Annotated in this window: 14 protein-coding genes; 12 read left to right on the forward strand and 2 right to left on the reverse strand. The window is 72.2% G+C overall.

Going from position 1 to position 13,142, the window contains the following annotated elements; genetic code table 11:
- Positions 1 to 5 precede the first annotated feature (5 nt).
- Together ACIRSU_RS35950 and ACIRSU_RS35955 are read left to right on the forward strand one after the other, a co-directional pair.
- The gene (locus ACIRSU_RS35950; RefSeq protein WP_403801701.1) at positions 6 to 1,667 is read left to right on the forward strand and encodes an acyl-CoA dehydrogenase family protein; all 1,662 of its coding nucleotides are present in this window, start codon (positions 6 to 8) and stop codon (positions 1,665 to 1,667) included.
- Between the two features lie 400 nt (positions 1,668 to 2,067).
- On the forward strand, positions 2,068 to 3,369 hold the full coding sequence (locus tag ACIRSU_RS35955) for a GAF domain-containing protein (RefSeq protein WP_403801704.1): 1,302 nt from the start codon (positions 2,068 to 2,070) through the stop codon (positions 3,367 to 3,369).
- Between the two features lie 29 nt (positions 3,370 to 3,398).
- Here the strand turns inward: ACIRSU_RS35955 and ACIRSU_RS35960 are convergent, their stop codons facing one another.
- Both ACIRSU_RS35960 and ACIRSU_RS35965 read right to left on the reverse strand, forming a co-directional pair.
- Entirely contained in the window at positions 3,399 to 4,463 is a 1,065-nt protein-coding gene (locus ACIRSU_RS35960; protein WP_403801707.1) for a hypothetical protein, read from the reverse strand.
- 142 nt (positions 4,464 to 4,605) lie between these two features.
- Entirely contained in the window at positions 4,606 to 5,028 is a 423-nt protein-coding gene (locus ACIRSU_RS35965) for a hypothetical protein (protein ID WP_403801710.1), read from the reverse strand.
- Positions 5,029 to 5,173: 145 nt separating this feature from the next.
- On the opposite strand from ACIRSU_RS35965, the gene ACIRSU_RS35970 reads away from it, so the two are divergent.
- From ACIRSU_RS35970 to ACIRSU_RS36015, 10 genes are all read left to right on the forward strand, one after another.
- A complete protein-coding gene (locus tag ACIRSU_RS35970) occupies positions 5,174 to 5,962 on the forward strand; it encodes a helix-turn-helix domain-containing protein (protein WP_403801731.1) in 789 nt (262 codons plus the stop codon).
- 98 nt (positions 5,963 to 6,060) lie between these two features.
- Positions 6,061 to 6,630 (forward strand): GNAT family N-acetyltransferase, encoded by a 570-nt coding sequence (locus ACIRSU_RS35975; RefSeq protein WP_403801713.1) that lies wholly within the window; start codon positions 6,061 to 6,063, stop codon positions 6,628 to 6,630.
- Positions 6,631 to 6,784: 154 nt separating this feature from the next.
- Positions 6,785 to 6,868, forward strand: coding sequence for a putative leader peptide (locus ACIRSU_RS35980; RefSeq protein WP_389208060.1), 84 nt, complete (start codon positions 6,785 to 6,787; stop codon positions 6,866 to 6,868).
- Between the two features lie 126 nt (positions 6,869 to 6,994).
- Positions 6,995 to 8,692 carry a nitrite/sulfite reductase gene (locus tag ACIRSU_RS35985; RefSeq protein WP_403801716.1) on the forward strand — a complete coding sequence of 566 codons (1,698 nt, stop codon included), beginning with the start codon at positions 6,995 to 6,997 and terminating at the stop codon, positions 8,690 to 8,692.
- A complete protein-coding gene (locus tag ACIRSU_RS35990; RefSeq protein WP_403801718.1) occupies positions 8,689 to 8,868 on the forward strand; it encodes a hypothetical protein in 180 nt (59 codons plus the stop codon). The genes ACIRSU_RS35985 and ACIRSU_RS35990 overlap by 4 nt, the downstream gene beginning before the upstream one ends.
- On the forward strand, positions 8,865 to 9,581 hold the full coding sequence (locus ACIRSU_RS35995; RefSeq protein WP_403801721.1) for a phosphoadenylyl-sulfate reductase: 717 nt from the start codon (positions 8,865 to 8,867) through the stop codon (positions 9,579 to 9,581). Before ACIRSU_RS35990 ends, ACIRSU_RS35995 begins: the two co-directional genes overlap by 4 nt.
- Positions 9,578 to 10,144, forward strand: a complete 567-nt coding sequence (gene cysC / locus ACIRSU_RS36000; protein ID WP_403801722.1) for an adenylyl-sulfate kinase — start codon at positions 9,578 to 9,580, stop codon at positions 10,142 to 10,144. Before ACIRSU_RS35995 ends, cysC begins: the two co-directional genes overlap by 4 nt.
- 91 nt (positions 10,145 to 10,235) lie before the next feature.
- Positions 10,236 to 11,171 (forward strand): sulfate adenylyltransferase subunit CysD, encoded by a 936-nt coding sequence (gene cysD, locus ACIRSU_RS36005; protein WP_403801725.1) that lies wholly within the window; start codon positions 10,236 to 10,238, stop codon positions 11,169 to 11,171.
- Positions 11,171 to 12,526 carry a sulfate adenylyltransferase subunit 1 gene (locus ACIRSU_RS36010; protein ID WP_403801727.1) on the forward strand — a complete coding sequence of 452 codons (1,356 nt, stop codon included), beginning with the start codon at positions 11,171 to 11,173 and terminating at the stop codon, positions 12,524 to 12,526. The genes cysD and ACIRSU_RS36010 overlap by 1 nt, the downstream gene beginning before the upstream one ends.
- A gap of 223 nt (positions 12,527 to 12,749) precedes the next feature.
- Positions 12,750 to 13,142, forward strand: a 393-nt coding sequence (locus ACIRSU_RS36015; RefSeq protein WP_403801730.1) for an ABC transporter substrate-binding protein, incomplete at its 3' end; no start/stop codon positions are given.

Consider the following 13,142-nt stretch of genomic DNA (forward strand, 5'->3'; position numbering starts at 1 on the left):
TCGGCATGGCACCAAGGACCCACACCGTGACCAACCAGGCTCCCCCGCTGATGGGGTACGACGTGTACGCGAGCGACCGGGCACTCGTCGAGGCCGTCGGACGGCACCTGCCACCGGAGGTGGCGGCGGAGGCCGGTGAGGAGCTGACGGCCCTCGGGGTGTCGGCGGGTTCGGCGCAGGCGCTGGAGTGGGGGCGGCTCGCGAACGAGAATCCGCCGCGGCTGCGGACCCACGACCGGTACGGCCGGCGGATCGACGAGGTGGAGTTCCATCCGTCCTGGCACCGGCTGCTCGGCCGCGGGGTGGCGGCGGGGCTCAGCGGCGGCGCGTGGGGCCGGCCGGGCGGCCATGTGCGGCGGGCGGCGGCGTTCATGCTGGCCTCGCAGGTGGAGGCGGGGCACGGCTGTCCGCTGTCGATGACGCACGCGGCGGTGCCGGCGCTGCGGGCGGATCCGGAGCTCGCGGCCGAGTGGGAGCCGCTGCTCGCCTCCCGGGTGTACGAGCAGCAGCTGCGGCCGCCGCTGGAGAAGTCGGGCGTGCTGCTCGGGATGGGCATGACGGAGAAGCAGGGCGGCAGCGACGTACGGGCGAACACGACCCGGGCGGAGCCGCTGGCGGGCGACGGCGGGTACGTCCTGACGGGGCACAAGTGGTTCTGTTCGGCGCCGATGTCGGACGGGTTCCTGGTGCTCGCGCAGGCCCCCGGGGGACTGAGCTGCTTCCTGGTGCCGCGGGTGCTGCCGGACGGCACGCGCAACCCGTTCGCGATCCAGCGGCTGAAGGACAAGCTGGGCAACCGCTCGAACGCCTCGGCCGAGGTGGAGTTCGACGGGTCGACCTGGGCGCGCCCGGTCGGTGAGGAGGGGCGCGGGCTGCGCACGATCATCGGGATGGTGGCGGCGACCCGGCTCGACTGCGTGCTCGGCTCGGCGGCGCTGATGCGGCAGGCGGTCGCACAGGCCGTGCACCACGCCTCGTACCGCGCCGCCTTCGGCGGGCTGCTCGTCGACAAGCCGCTGATGCGCAACGTGCTCGCCGATCTGGCCCTGGAGTCGGAGGCGGCGACGGTGCTCGGGATGCGGCTCGCGGCGGCGTACGACGCCGCCGACTCCGGCGCGGAGGACGAGCAGGCGCAGGAGCGGGCGCTGCTGCGGATCGCGGTGCCGGTGGCGAAGTACTGGGTGACGAAGCGGTGTACGCCGGTGGTGGCGGAGGCCCTGGAGTGCCTGGGCGGGAACGGGTACGTGGAGGAGTCGGTGCTGCCGCGGCTGCTGCGCGAGTCGCCGCTGAACTCCGTCTGGGAGGGCGCCGGGAACGTCCAGGCGCTCGACGTGCTGCGGGCGCTGCAGAGGGAGCCGGGCGCGCTGAACGCGTTCCTGGTCGAGGTGGGGCGGGCGCGCGGCGCGGACCACCGGCTCGACCGGGCGATCCGGGACCTGCTGGCCGAACTGGCCGATCTGGACGGGATCGAGGCGCGGGCGCGCCGGCTCGTGGAGCGGATGGCGCGGGTGCTGCAGGGCGCGCTGCTCGTGCGGTGGGCGCCGGCGGAGGTGGCGGATGCGTTCTGCGCGTCGCGGCTCGGCGGGGACTGGGGGGCGTCGTTCGGGACGCTGCCGCACACGCTGGACCTGGGCGCGGTGGTGGAGCGGGCCCGGCCGCTGGCGTGAACGCCCGTACGGGGAGCCCCTCGTTCGGGTGAGTGAGGCGTTGTGCCGCGCGTGCCAGGGGTGGACCCGAGGGGGTCGACACGCGCGGAAAAGCCGAGGGTGGTGCTGCGCCGACACGGCACCACCCTCCGCTTCGGTTCCACCCTCGTGCACGAGGGCGGGGGTTGCCAGAGTTGCAAGGGGTTGCAGGATTACGGGAAGCACCCGGCGTGGCGCTCCGCGGAGCGGCACGATGGGCGCCTGGACGCGCGCCGCGGGGTGGCGCGCACCCTGCAGAACCGATACGGCGGCACCACCGCGACACCGCACGCACCGCACCACGCACCGCACCGCACCACGCACGCACCGCACCACGCACCACAGGGCCGACTACCGCACCGCGGATGGCTGGGAGGGACCGATGAACAACACCGAGCTCGACCTGAACCGGCTGGCCACGATGGACGCCGCCCAGGCGACCCGGCTGCTGCACAAGGTCCGCGAGGAGACGCTGGCCGGCCGCACCCCGCCGGTCGCGCCCCGGCGGGTCATCGACGCCTCCTGGCAGCGCATGTTCCGCCTCGGCCTCAAGCCCGACCAGGGCACCAGCAGCGTGCTGCTGCGCCGCGACGAGCTGGAGGAGCGGCGCCGCACGACCGTGCTCGGCGAGGTGATGCGCACGCTCAGCGCCGGGCTCGCGCGGATCGCCGACGCCTCGATGCAGATGATGGTGGTGACGGACGAGCACGGCCGGGTGCTGTGGCGGGAGGGCAATCTGTCGGTGATGCGCCAGGCCCACGGCATCTGTCTGGAGGAGGGGGCCGCCTGGAGCGAGAGCGACACCGGGACCAACGCGGTGGGCACGGCCCTGGCGATGGGCCGGGCCGTCCAGGTGCACTCCGCCGAGCACTACGTCCAGCAGCTGCACAACTGGACCTGCGCCGCCGCCCCCGTCCACGACCCGCGCGACCAGCGCCTGCTCGGGATCGTCGACGTCAGCGGGCCGGCCTCCAGCTTCCACCCGACCACGCTCGCGCTCGTCGCCTCCGTCGCGCAGCTCGCCGAGGCCGAGATGCGGCAGCGGCACCTGCGCTCCATCGAGCGGCTCCGCTCGGTCGCCGCGCCCATCCTCTGCCGGGTCGGCGGGCGGGCCATCGCCGTGGACCCGCACGGCTGGACGGCGGCGGTGACCGGCATGGCGCCGGTGGACCGGCTGGCGCTGCCCAAGTCCTTCCGGGCGGGACGGGTCTGGCTGCCGTCGCTCGGCATGTGCGCGGTGGAGCCGCTGCCCGGCGGCTGGCTGCTCAGGGTGGACGACGAACCCCCGACGGCCGACCCCGCCTCCGGCGCGGCGAGCCGGGTCGTGCTCGACCTCAGCCGCCCGCGCCGCTGGACGGTCGCCGTGTCGGGCGCGGCCGGCAGCTGGTCGCAGGAGCTCAGCCCCCGGCACGCCGAACTCCTCTACGTGCTCGCCCTGCACCCGGAGGGCCGGACGGCGGCCGACCTCGCCGAGGACGTCTTCGGCGACCGGACGAGGACGGTGACGGTACGGGCCGAGATGTCCCGCGTCCGCCGCAACCTGGCCGGCGTGCTCGCCCACCGCCCGTACCGCTTCAGCGAGGAGGTCGAGGTCGTGCTGCACCGCCCTGCCCACCCCGCGGAGCTGCTCCCGCAGTCGACGGCCCCGGCGGTGGTGGCCGCCCGCTCCGGAATGTCGGCGTAGCCGCTCCGGCGCCGGGGCGGAACACCCCCCTAGGACACCATGAGCTTCTGGAAGAGGGCGCCGATCTCGGCCTGGTCCGCGACCAGCGGCAGCGTGTCGAAGGACAGCTCCCACACGCCGTCCGGGCCGAATCGTTCCACGATCCCGAAGGGGACGGTGCGGGTCCCGGCGCCGTCCCGCACGGAGGCCGTGCCGTGCCACTCCACGTACGTGGTCGTCGCGCCGACCGCGACCTGGCCGGCCTTGAGGCGGAGGTCGGCGGTGGCGAACAGGCGCTCCAGGTAGGCGCGCCTGCCGGCGTCGGTGACGAGCGGGGCGTCGAGGCCGGGGCCGGTCAGCCGGGCGCCGGCGAACCGGGCGAGGAGGCCGTCGGTGTCCTCGGCGTTCCAGGCGGCGAGACGGTCCGGCATCTCGGTGACACGGAAGCGGGCGGGGACCCCGTCGGCCCGGTCCACCTGGGCCTCGCCGCTGTCGGCGACGCCGGCGAAGAGCGGGGCGGGCGCCGCCTCGGGCAGGGTGTCCCGGAAGAGGACGGCCCGGTCGTAGTAGCGGCGGGCCTGGATCGTGCGGCCGTCGTCGCCGAGGACGTTACGGGCGATCTGCGGGTACGCGATGGTGCGGCCGCGCAGCGTGACCTCGTTCCGCTGGCCGAACATCACGGTGCTGCCGTCGGCGACCACGTTCGTGCCCCGGTAGCTGAGGCTGGGCGCGAGGCGCAGCGAGCCGGTGATCGAGGTGCCGATCACGGCGTGGCCGCGCTGCGGGGCACCGCCGGCCTCCCAGAGGGTGGCGTCCGGGTCGAAGATGTCCAGGTAGGCGCGGACCCGGGGGTGGTCCGGATCGCCGAGAGCCGGCGGGGTGCCGGTGGGCAGCTCGCCGAAGGCGATCTGCCGCTGCATGAAGGCGCAGGCGTTGGGCGTGATCCGGCCTTCGAGCCGCTCCACCTTCGCCCGCGCCGCCGGGCAGTCGCCCTGGGCGGCGGCCACGGCCCCGCCCGGCTGTGCCGCCGCGGTGACCGCGGTGACCGTGCCGGCTCCCGCCAGGACCGCCACCGCCACCGCGATACCCGCCGCTCCACGCCGACGCGCACTCATCCCGTACCCCTTCGCTTGCTTCCGTTCCGGTGTGATCACCTTCGCGGTCGCGCGCAGGGGAGGTCGATTACCCCGGAGGTAATCGGGGCGATCGACCTTGTCCACATTCTGGACAACCTGCTCGGCTCGCCCAGCGGCTCGATCAGCTCTCGATGAACTGGTAGTCCTCGGCGATCCGGCCGTCCTCCGCCAGCACGACGAATTCGAGTCCGCCGCCGCCCGGCTCCCCGGTCTCGGCGAGCACCGCCTCCCAGCGGAACTTGATCACGTTCCCGAGGCGCTCGGCGTCCCGCGCCGCGCGGAAGGTCATGGTGCCGGGCGCCACGAACTCCTCGTACGCGCGGTTCACCCGCGTCTCCAGCTCGGCGTGGCCGCGGGCGCGCAGCTCGGGCTCGGCGAAGCCGATGGCGCGGGCGGCCTTGCGCATCTCCTGCGGCGGCTGGAGGACGTGGACGCCGTCCTCGTGCCACAGCTCCCGGACAGCGCGGCGGCGCAGCTCGGGGTCGGGCTCGTTCCAGACGGCGGCGTAGCGGTCGGCGACGGTCTGCGGGTCGGGGTACGACATGGCTGCTGCTCCCTGTGCCGGTGCGGGTGATCGGATGTGTCCAGAATCCGGACCGGGGTGCGGCCCGGCAATTCCCCGCAGGGAATGGCCCGCAGGCCGCCCGCTCCGGTAGTACGGGGACGTGACGACCAGCGAGACGAGACCGATGAGCGGCGTGGGCCCGTCGCTGCGTTCATGGCGGAGCCGGCGGCGGATGAGCCAGCTGGAGCTGGCCTCGCGGGCCGGGACCACGCAGCGGTACGTGAGCTTCATCGAGAGCGGCCGCTCGGTGCCGGGCCGGGCGATGGTGGTGCGGCTCGCGGAGTCGCTGGAGCTGCCGCTGCGCGAGCGGAACGCCCTGCTCCTGGCCTCCGGCTACGCCCCCGCGTACCGCGAGTCCCGGCTCGACGATCCGGCGCTCGCGCCGGTGCGCACGGCGCTGATCAGCGTGATGGAGGCGCACGAGCCGTATCCGGCGGTGATCGTGGACCGGTACGCGGACCTGGTGGCGGCCAACGCCGCCTTCGCCGCGCTGACCGCGACCGCCGATCCGGAGCTGCTGCGGGCCCCGGTGGACGTGGCCCGGCTGCTGCTGCACCCGCGCGGGCTCGCGCCCCGGATCGTGAACCTGGAGGAGTGGGCCTGGCACATCCTGGACTCGATGCGGAACGAATCTGTCCGCAATCCGGACGACCGGCTCACGGCTCGGATCGCCGAGCTGACCACGCTGGTCCCGGAGCGACCCCGCGACCCCGGGCCGGAGTACGTGGGCTTCGCGGTGCCGCTGCGCCTGCGCACCGTGGAGGGCGACGAGGAGCTGCGGCTGCTGACCACCCTGACCCGGTTCGGCACGGCGTCCGACGTGACGGTGGCCGAGCTGAAGCTGGAGGCCTTCCTCCCGGCGGACGCCCGTACCGCGGAACTGCTCGCCGAGGCCGCCTCCGGCCGGAAGTGATTCCGGCAGTGGCTCCGGCAGGCATTCCGGCAGTGATTCCGGTCCCGCCCGGCGGAAAGGCCCTGGGAATCCGGCGCTCCGCATGATGCGATAAGCCCATGAGCATCACTCTCACCACCTGGTCCCTGGAACAGACCGCGCCGTCCGACCTGCGCCCGGTCCCCGCCCCCGAGGGCCGGGACCTGAAGATCGTGCGCGCCGGGGAGCCGTCGGCGGAGTTCAGCCGCTTCCTCTATACAGCGGTCGGCGGCGACATCCGGTGGACCGACCGGCTCTCCCTCAGCTACGCGCAGTGGCAGGAGATCGTCGAGAAGCCGGGCGCCGAGATCTGGGTGGCGTACGAGAACGGGACGCCGGCCGGGTACGTGGAGCTGGACCCGCAGGACGACGGCGTGGTGGAGATCGTCTACTTCGGCCTGATCCCCGCGTTCCGCGGCCGCGGGATCGGCGGGCACCTCCTCTCGTACGGGGTGGAGCGCGCCTGGGACCTGGCCGAGCGCTGGCCGGAGCGGACGCCGACCAAGCGCGTGTGGCTGCACACCTGCTCGCTCGACGGCGAGCACGCGATGGCGAACTACGAGCGGCGCGGTTTCCGGCTCTTCGACACCAAGGTGGAGCAGGCGGAGGAGGCCGAGACGCCGGGCCCGTGGCCGGGCGCGTACGCCTGAGCCGTAGCACCGTCTGCACACAGCGCGTGAAAGGGGCCCTGAACTGGGCCCCTTTCGCGTGACCCATACCACACTGTCTCGTCAGGCGAGACACTCTTGTCCACATCCTGGACGAAGCTGGACTGGGTCCAAAGTCCCGTGACACGCTTCCGTCATGTCTGGAACTGGAACTGCCTTGGTGAGTCGGCGGCACGTCGACCTCGGCCGCATGTCCAGCGCCATCTGTTCGGCGCGCTGAGAAAACCAGCACCGCCGCACTCTTCCTGACGTCCTGTTTCGCTGCGCACTGCCGCGCCACCCTCCGACCCACGCGCGAGTGTGCAGGTCAGAGCCGCCCCCTCGCCGTCCCGAAGGACATATCGCCATGGCCGCCACCCCGGAAAACCCCACTCCCGCCACCGCCCGCCGCAAGACCGGGCGCCACCGTGGCGAGGGTCAGTGGGCCGCGGGGCACTTCACCCCGCTGAACGGCAATGAGCAGTTCAAGAAGGATGACGACGGTCTCAATGTGCGGACACGTATTGAGACGATCTACTCCAAGCGCGGTTTCGACTCCATCGACCCCAACGACCTGCGCGGCCGCATGCGCTGGTGGGGCCTCTACACCCAGCGCCGCGAGGGCCTGGACGGCACCAAGACCGGTGTCCTGGAGCCGGAGGAGCTGGACGCGGAGTTCTTCATGCTGCGTGTCCGCATCGACGGCGGCCGGCTGACCACCGAGCAGCTGCGGGTGATCGGCGAGATCTCCCAGGAGTTCGCGCGCGGCACCGCCGACATCACCGACCGGCAGAACGTCCAGTTCCACTGGATCCGGATCGAGGACGTCCCGGAGATCTGGAACCGCCTGGAGGCGGTCGGCCTGTCCACGACCGAGGCGTGCGGCGACACCCCGCGCGTCATCCTCGGCTCGCCGGTCGCCGGCATCGCCGCGGACGAGATCATCGACGGCACCCCCGCCATCGAGGAGATCTACCGCCGGATCGTCGGCAACAAGGACTTCTCCAACCTGCCCCGCAAGTTCAAGTCCGCGGTCTCCGGCTCGCCGCTGCTCGACGTGGCACACGAGATCAACGACATCGCCTTCGTCGGCGTCGACCACCCCGAGCACGGTCCCGGCTTCGACGTCTGGGTCGGCGGCGGTCTGTCCACCAACCCCAAGCTCGGCGTGCGGCTGGGCACCTGGGTCTCGCTCGACGAGGTGGCGGACGTCTACGAGGGCGTCATCTCGATCTTCCGCGACTACGGCTACCGCCGGCTGCGCAACCGCGCCCGCCTGAAGTTCCTCGTCGCCGACTGGGGCCCGGAGAAGTTCCGCCAGGTCCTGGAGGACGAGTACCTGAAGCGCAAGCTGACGGACGGCCCCGCCCCCGAGCAGCCGGTCGGCCGGTGGCGCGACCACGTGGGCGTCCACCAGCAGAAGGACGGGCGCTTCTACGTGGGCTTCGCGCCCCGCGTCGGCCGCGTCGACGGCGCCACGCTGACGAAGATCGCCGAGATCGCCGAGGCACACGGCTCGGGCCGGGTCCGTACGACCGCCGAGCAGAAGATGCTGGTCCTGGACGTCGAGGAGGCGCAGGTCGAGTCGATCGTCTCCGCGCTCGAGGCGCTTGACCTGCGGGTCACCCCGTCGCCGTTCCGGCGCGGCACGATGGCCTGCACCGGCATCGAGTTCTGCAAGCTCGCGATCGTCGAGACGAAGGGCCGCGGTGCCTCGCTCATCGACGAACTGGAGCGCCGCCTGCCGGGGTTCGACGAGCCGATCACCATCAACATCAACGGCTGCCCGAACGCCTGCGCCCGCATCCAGGTCGCGGACATCGGTCTCAAGGGCCAGCTGGTCCTGGACGCCGACGGCAACCGGGTCGAGGGCTACCAGGTCCACCTGGGCGGCGCGCTCGGCCTGGAGGCCGGCTTCGGCCGCAAGCTCCGCGGCCACAAGGTGACCTCGGCCGAGCTCCCCGACTACGTCGAGCGGCTCCTCAAGCGCTTCCAGGAGGAGCGCGCGGACGGCGAGCGCTTCGCCACCTGGGCGGCGCGCGCCTCCGAGGAGGCGCTGTCTTGAGCGAGCGAGCCGCCCCCTTCTACTGCCCCTACTGCGGGGACGAGGACCTGCGTCCCAACGAGCAGGGCCATGGCGCCTGGGAATGCGCCGCGTGCAGCCGAGCCTTCCAGCTGAAGTTCCTGGGGCTGCTCGCCCCCGGACTTCCGGTCAACCACTCTGGGAGGAACGAGATATGACGGTCGATCAGTCCGCCGATGAGCTGACCGCGGCCGACCTGAAGGCACTCGCCGAGCAGGCCGGCCGCGAGCTGGAGGACGCCTCCGCCCTGGAGATCCTCCAGTGGGCGGCCGCCACCTTCGGCAAGCGCTTCTGCGTCACCTCCTCCATGGAGGACGCGGTCGTCGCGCACCTCGCCTCGCGCGCCATGCCGGGCGTGGACGTCGTCTTCCTCGACACCGGCTACCACTTCCCCGAGACCATCGGCACCCGGGACGCCGTCGACGCCGTCATGGACGTCAACGTCATCACGATCACGCCGCGCCAGACGGTCGAGGAGCAGGACGCCGAGTACGGGCCGAAGCTGCACGACCGCGACCCCGACCTGTGCTGCGCGCTGCGCAAGGTCAAGCCGCTGGAGGAGGGCCTGACCGCGTACGTCGCGTGGGCCACCGGACTGCGCCGCGACGAGTCCCCGACCCGGGCGAACACCCCGGTCGTCGGCTGGGACGAGAAGCGCCGGAAGGTGAAGATCTCCCCCATCGCCCGCTGGACCCAGGACGACGTCGACGCGTACGTCACGGAGCACGGCGTCCTCACCAACCCGCTCCTGATGGACGGTTACGCCTCCGTCGGCTGCGCCCCCTGCACCCGCCGGGTGCTGGAAGGCGAGGACGCGCGGGCCGGCCGCTGGGCCGGGCGCGCCAAGACCGAGTGCGGGCTGCACGGATGACGGACACTCAGGAAACCCAGGAGAAGCACGTGACCGGTGCCACCATCTGGCTCACGGGTCTGCCGAGCGCCGGCAAGACCACCATCGCGTACGAGCTGGCCGGCCGGCTGCGGGGCGAGGGCCACCGCGTCGAGGTGCTCGACGGCGACGAGATCCGCGAGTTCCTCTCCGCGGGCCTCGGCTTCAGCCGCGAGGACCGGCACACCAACGTGCAGCGGATCGGCTTCGTGGCGGAGCTCCTCGCCTCCAACGGCGTGAAGGTGCTCGTGCCCGTCATCGCTCCGTACGAGGACAGCCGCGAGGCGGTCCGCAAGCGGCACGCCGCCGAGGGCACCCCGTACGTCGAGGTGCACGTCGCCACTCCGGTGGAGGTGTGCTCGGTGCGTGACGTGAAGGGCCTGTACGCCAAGCAGGCCGCGGGCGAGATCAGCGGTCTCACCGGTGTCGACGACCCGTACGACGAGCCGAAGAACCCCGATCTGCGGATCGAGTCCCACACCCAGACCGTGCAGGAGTCGGCAGCGACGCTCTTCGCGCTGCTCACCGAGAGGGGTGTCCTGTGAGCGACGCGCGCGCGGCCACCGGCCCGCAGACGACCACGAAAGCCGCACCGGTGCGCCGCGCGGGCGGAGAAGCGAACGAAAGGGGCGCAGCATGACCACCGTCGCTCATCTCCACGAGGAGACCGACAGCCCGTTCGCGCTGTCGCACCTCGACTCCCTGGAGTCCGAGGCCGTCCACATCTTCCGTGAGGTGGCGGGCGAGTTCGAGCGGCCGGTGATCCTGTTCTCCGGCGGCAAGGACTCCATCGTCATGCTGCACCTGGCGCTGAAGGCGTTCGCCCCCGCGGCGATCCCCTTCACGCTGCTGCACGTGGACACCGGGCACAACTTCCCCGAGGTCATCGAGTACCGCGACCGCGTGGTCGCCGAGCACGGGCTGCGGCTGCACGTCGCCTCCGTGCAGGAGTACATCGACCGCGGCGCGCTCAAGGAGCGCCCGGACGGCACCCGTAACCCGCTGCAGACCGTGCCGCTGACCGAGGCGATCCAGCAGCACCGCTTCGACGCCGTGTTCGGCGGCGGGCGGCGCGACGAGGAGAAGGCCCGCGCCAAGGAGCGGGTGTTCAGCCTGCGCGACGAGTTCTCGCAGTGGGACCCGCGCCGGCAGCGCCCCGAGCTGTGGCAGCTCTACAACGGCCGGCACGCCCCCGGTGAGCACGTCCGGGTGTTCCCGCTGTCCAACTGGACCGAGCTGGACGTCTGGCAGTACATCCAGCGGGAGAAGATCTCGCTTCCCGAGATCTACTTCGCGCACGAGCGCGAGGTGTTCCAGCGCAACGGCATGTGGCTGACGGCCGGCGACTGGGGCGGCCCGAAGGACACCGAGACCGTCGAGACGCGGCTGATCCGCTACCGCACGGTCGGCGACATGTCCTGCACCGGCGCGGTGGACTCCGACGCCACCACGCTGGAGGCCGTGATCACCGAGATCGCCGCGTCCCGGCTCACCGAGCGGGGCGCCACCCGGGCGGACGACAAGCTCTCCGAGGCCGCCATGGAAGACCGTAAGCGCGAGGGGTACTTCTAATGAGCACGACCACCGACCAGCCGACCCCCGGCAACGCGGAGCTCGCGGCGACCACCCTGCTGCGTTTCGCGACCGCCGGTTCCGTCGACGACGGCAAGTCCACCCTGGTGGGCCGGCTGCTCCACGACTCCAAGTCGGTCCTCGCCGACCAGCTGGAAGCCGTCGAGCACGCCTCCCGCTCCCGCGGCCAGGACGCCCCCGACCTCGCGCTGCTCACCGACGGCCTGCGCGCCGAGCGCGAGCAGGGCATCACCATCGACGTGGCCTACCGCTACTTCGCCACCCCGCGCCGCCGGTTCATCCTCGCCGACACCCCCGGCCACGTGCAGTACACGCGGAACATGGTGACCGGCGCCTCGACGGCCGAGCTGGCCGTGGTCCTCGTCGACGCCCGCAACGGCGTCGTCGAGCAGACCCGCCGCCACGCCGCCGTCGCCGCCCTCCTGCGCGTCCCGCACGTCGTCCTCGCCGTCAACAAGATGGACCTGGTCGACTACCAGGAATCCGTCTTCGCCGCCATCGCCGAGGAATTCACCACCTACGCCTCCGAACTCGGCGTCCCGGAGATCACGGCGATCCCGATCTCGGCGCTGGCCGGTGACAACGTCGTGGAGCCGTCCGCCAACATGGACTGGTACGGCGGCCCGACGGTCCTGGAGCACCTGGAGACGGTCCCCGTCAGCCACGACCTGACGGCCTGCCACGCACGTTTCCCGGTGCAGTACGTGATCCGTCCGCAGACCGCCGAGCACCCGGACTACCGGGGCTACGCGGGCCAGATCGCGGCCGGCGCGTTCCGGGTCGGCGAGGAGATCACCGTGCTGCCGTCCGGCAGGACGTCGACGATCACGGCGATCGACGCGCTCGGCGAGCCCGTGGACATCGCCTGGGCGCCGCAGTCGGTCACCATCCGGCTCGCCGACGACATCGACATCTCGCGCGGCGACCTGCTCGCGCCCTCCGGTGACGCCCCGGCGACGAGCCAGGACGTCGAGGCGACGGTCTGCCACGTGGCGGACCAGCCGCTCACCGTGGGCCAGCGGGTGCTGCTCAAGCACACCACCCGCACGGTCAAGGCGATCGTCAAGGACATCCCGTCCCGGCTCACCCTGGACGACCTCTCCCAGCACCCGAACCCGGGGCAGCTCGTCGCCAACGACATCGGCCGGGTCAAGGTGCGCACCGCCGAGCCGCTCGCGCTGGACTCGTACGCGGACTCGCGCCGTACCGGCTCGTTCCTGCTGATCGACCCGGCCGACGGCACCACGCTCGCGGCCGGCATGGCGGGCGAGTCCTTCGCCACCGCCAAGGCCGTCGAGAAGACGGTCGACGACGAGGAAGGCTGGGACTTCTGATGACGGGTCAGGACTTCTGGGCCACCTTCGCGAAGGAGGGCGGCCGGGTGGGCTCCGGTGCCCTCGGCGCGGGCCGGGGAGGTGTCGCGCGATGTGCGTGCTGACCTCCGTGCGCCGCTGCGGCGGCGCGATGCCGCTCCACCCGCTCCACCACTCGCTCGCCCGCGTCGGGCGACGACATAAACACAGACTTCACTGACACAGATCGAGGGGAACACCTCCCGTGCCTGCCACCACCCGAACCACCCTGCGCCGCGGCCTGGCCGCCGCTGCCGCACTGCCCCTTCTCATCGGGGTGCTCGCCTCCTGCAGCTACGGCTCCCAGGCCAAGAACGACGAGAAGAAGGTGGCCGCCGAGGGCAAGAAGCTCTCCGCCGACGCCGTACGGCTCGGGTACTTCCCCAATCTGACGCATGCCACGGCGCTGGTCGGTGACAATGAGGGCATCTTCCAGAAGGAGCTGGGTGGCACGGCGCTGAAGGTGTCGACTTTCAACGCGGGCCCGTCGGAGATCGAGGCGCTGAACGCCGGTTCGATCGACATCGGCTTCATCGGTCCCTCGCCGTCCATCAACGGCTACACCAAGTCCAAGGGCAGCAACCTGCGCATCATCGCC

This window comes from Streptomyces sp. NPDC101160 (genome assembly GCF_044768205.1).
Taxonomy (GTDB): domain Bacteria; phylum Actinomycetota; class Actinomycetes; order Streptomycetales; family Streptomycetaceae; genus Streptomyces.

Coding starts and splice junctions, on each gene's coding strand:
- ACIRSU_RS35985 (WP_403801716.1), top strand. CDS start 6,995: ATGGCCGCCACCCCGGAAAACCCCACTCCCGCCACCGCCCGCCGCAAG.
- cysD (WP_403801725.1), top strand. CDS start 10,236: ATGACCACCGTCGCTCATCTCCACGAGGAGACCGACAGCCCGTTCGCG.
- ACIRSU_RS35960 (WP_403801707.1), bottom strand. CDS start 4,463: ATGAGTGCGCGTCGGCGTGGAGCGGCGGGTATCGCGGTGGCGGTGGCG.
- ACIRSU_RS36010 (WP_403801727.1), top strand. CDS start 11,171: ATGAGCACGACCACCGACCAGCCGACCCCCGGCAACGCGGAGCTCGCG.
- cysC (WP_403801722.1), top strand. CDS start 9,578: ATGACGGACACTCAGGAAACCCAGGAGAAGCACGTGACCGGTGCCACC.
- ACIRSU_RS35995 (WP_403801721.1), top strand. CDS start 8,865: ATGACGGTCGATCAGTCCGCCGATGAGCTGACCGCGGCCGACCTGAAG.
- ACIRSU_RS35955 (WP_403801704.1), top strand. CDS start 2,068: ATGAACAACACCGAGCTCGACCTGAACCGGCTGGCCACGATGGACGCC.
- ACIRSU_RS35975 (WP_403801713.1), top strand. CDS start 6,061: ATGAGCATCACTCTCACCACCTGGTCCCTGGAACAGACCGCGCCGTCC.
- ACIRSU_RS35965 (WP_403801710.1), bottom strand. CDS start 5,028: ATGTCGTACCCCGACCCGCAGACCGTCGCCGACCGCTACGCCGCCGTC.
- ACIRSU_RS35950 (WP_403801701.1), top strand. CDS start 6: ATGGCACCAAGGACCCACACCGTGACCAACCAGGCTCCCCCGCTGATG.
- ACIRSU_RS35980 (WP_389208060.1), top strand. CDS start 6,785: ATGTCTGGAACTGGAACTGCCTTGGTGAGTCGGCGGCACGTCGACCTC.
- ACIRSU_RS35970 (WP_403801731.1), top strand. CDS start 5,174: ATGAGCGGCGTGGGCCCGTCGCTGCGTTCATGGCGGAGCCGGCGGCGG.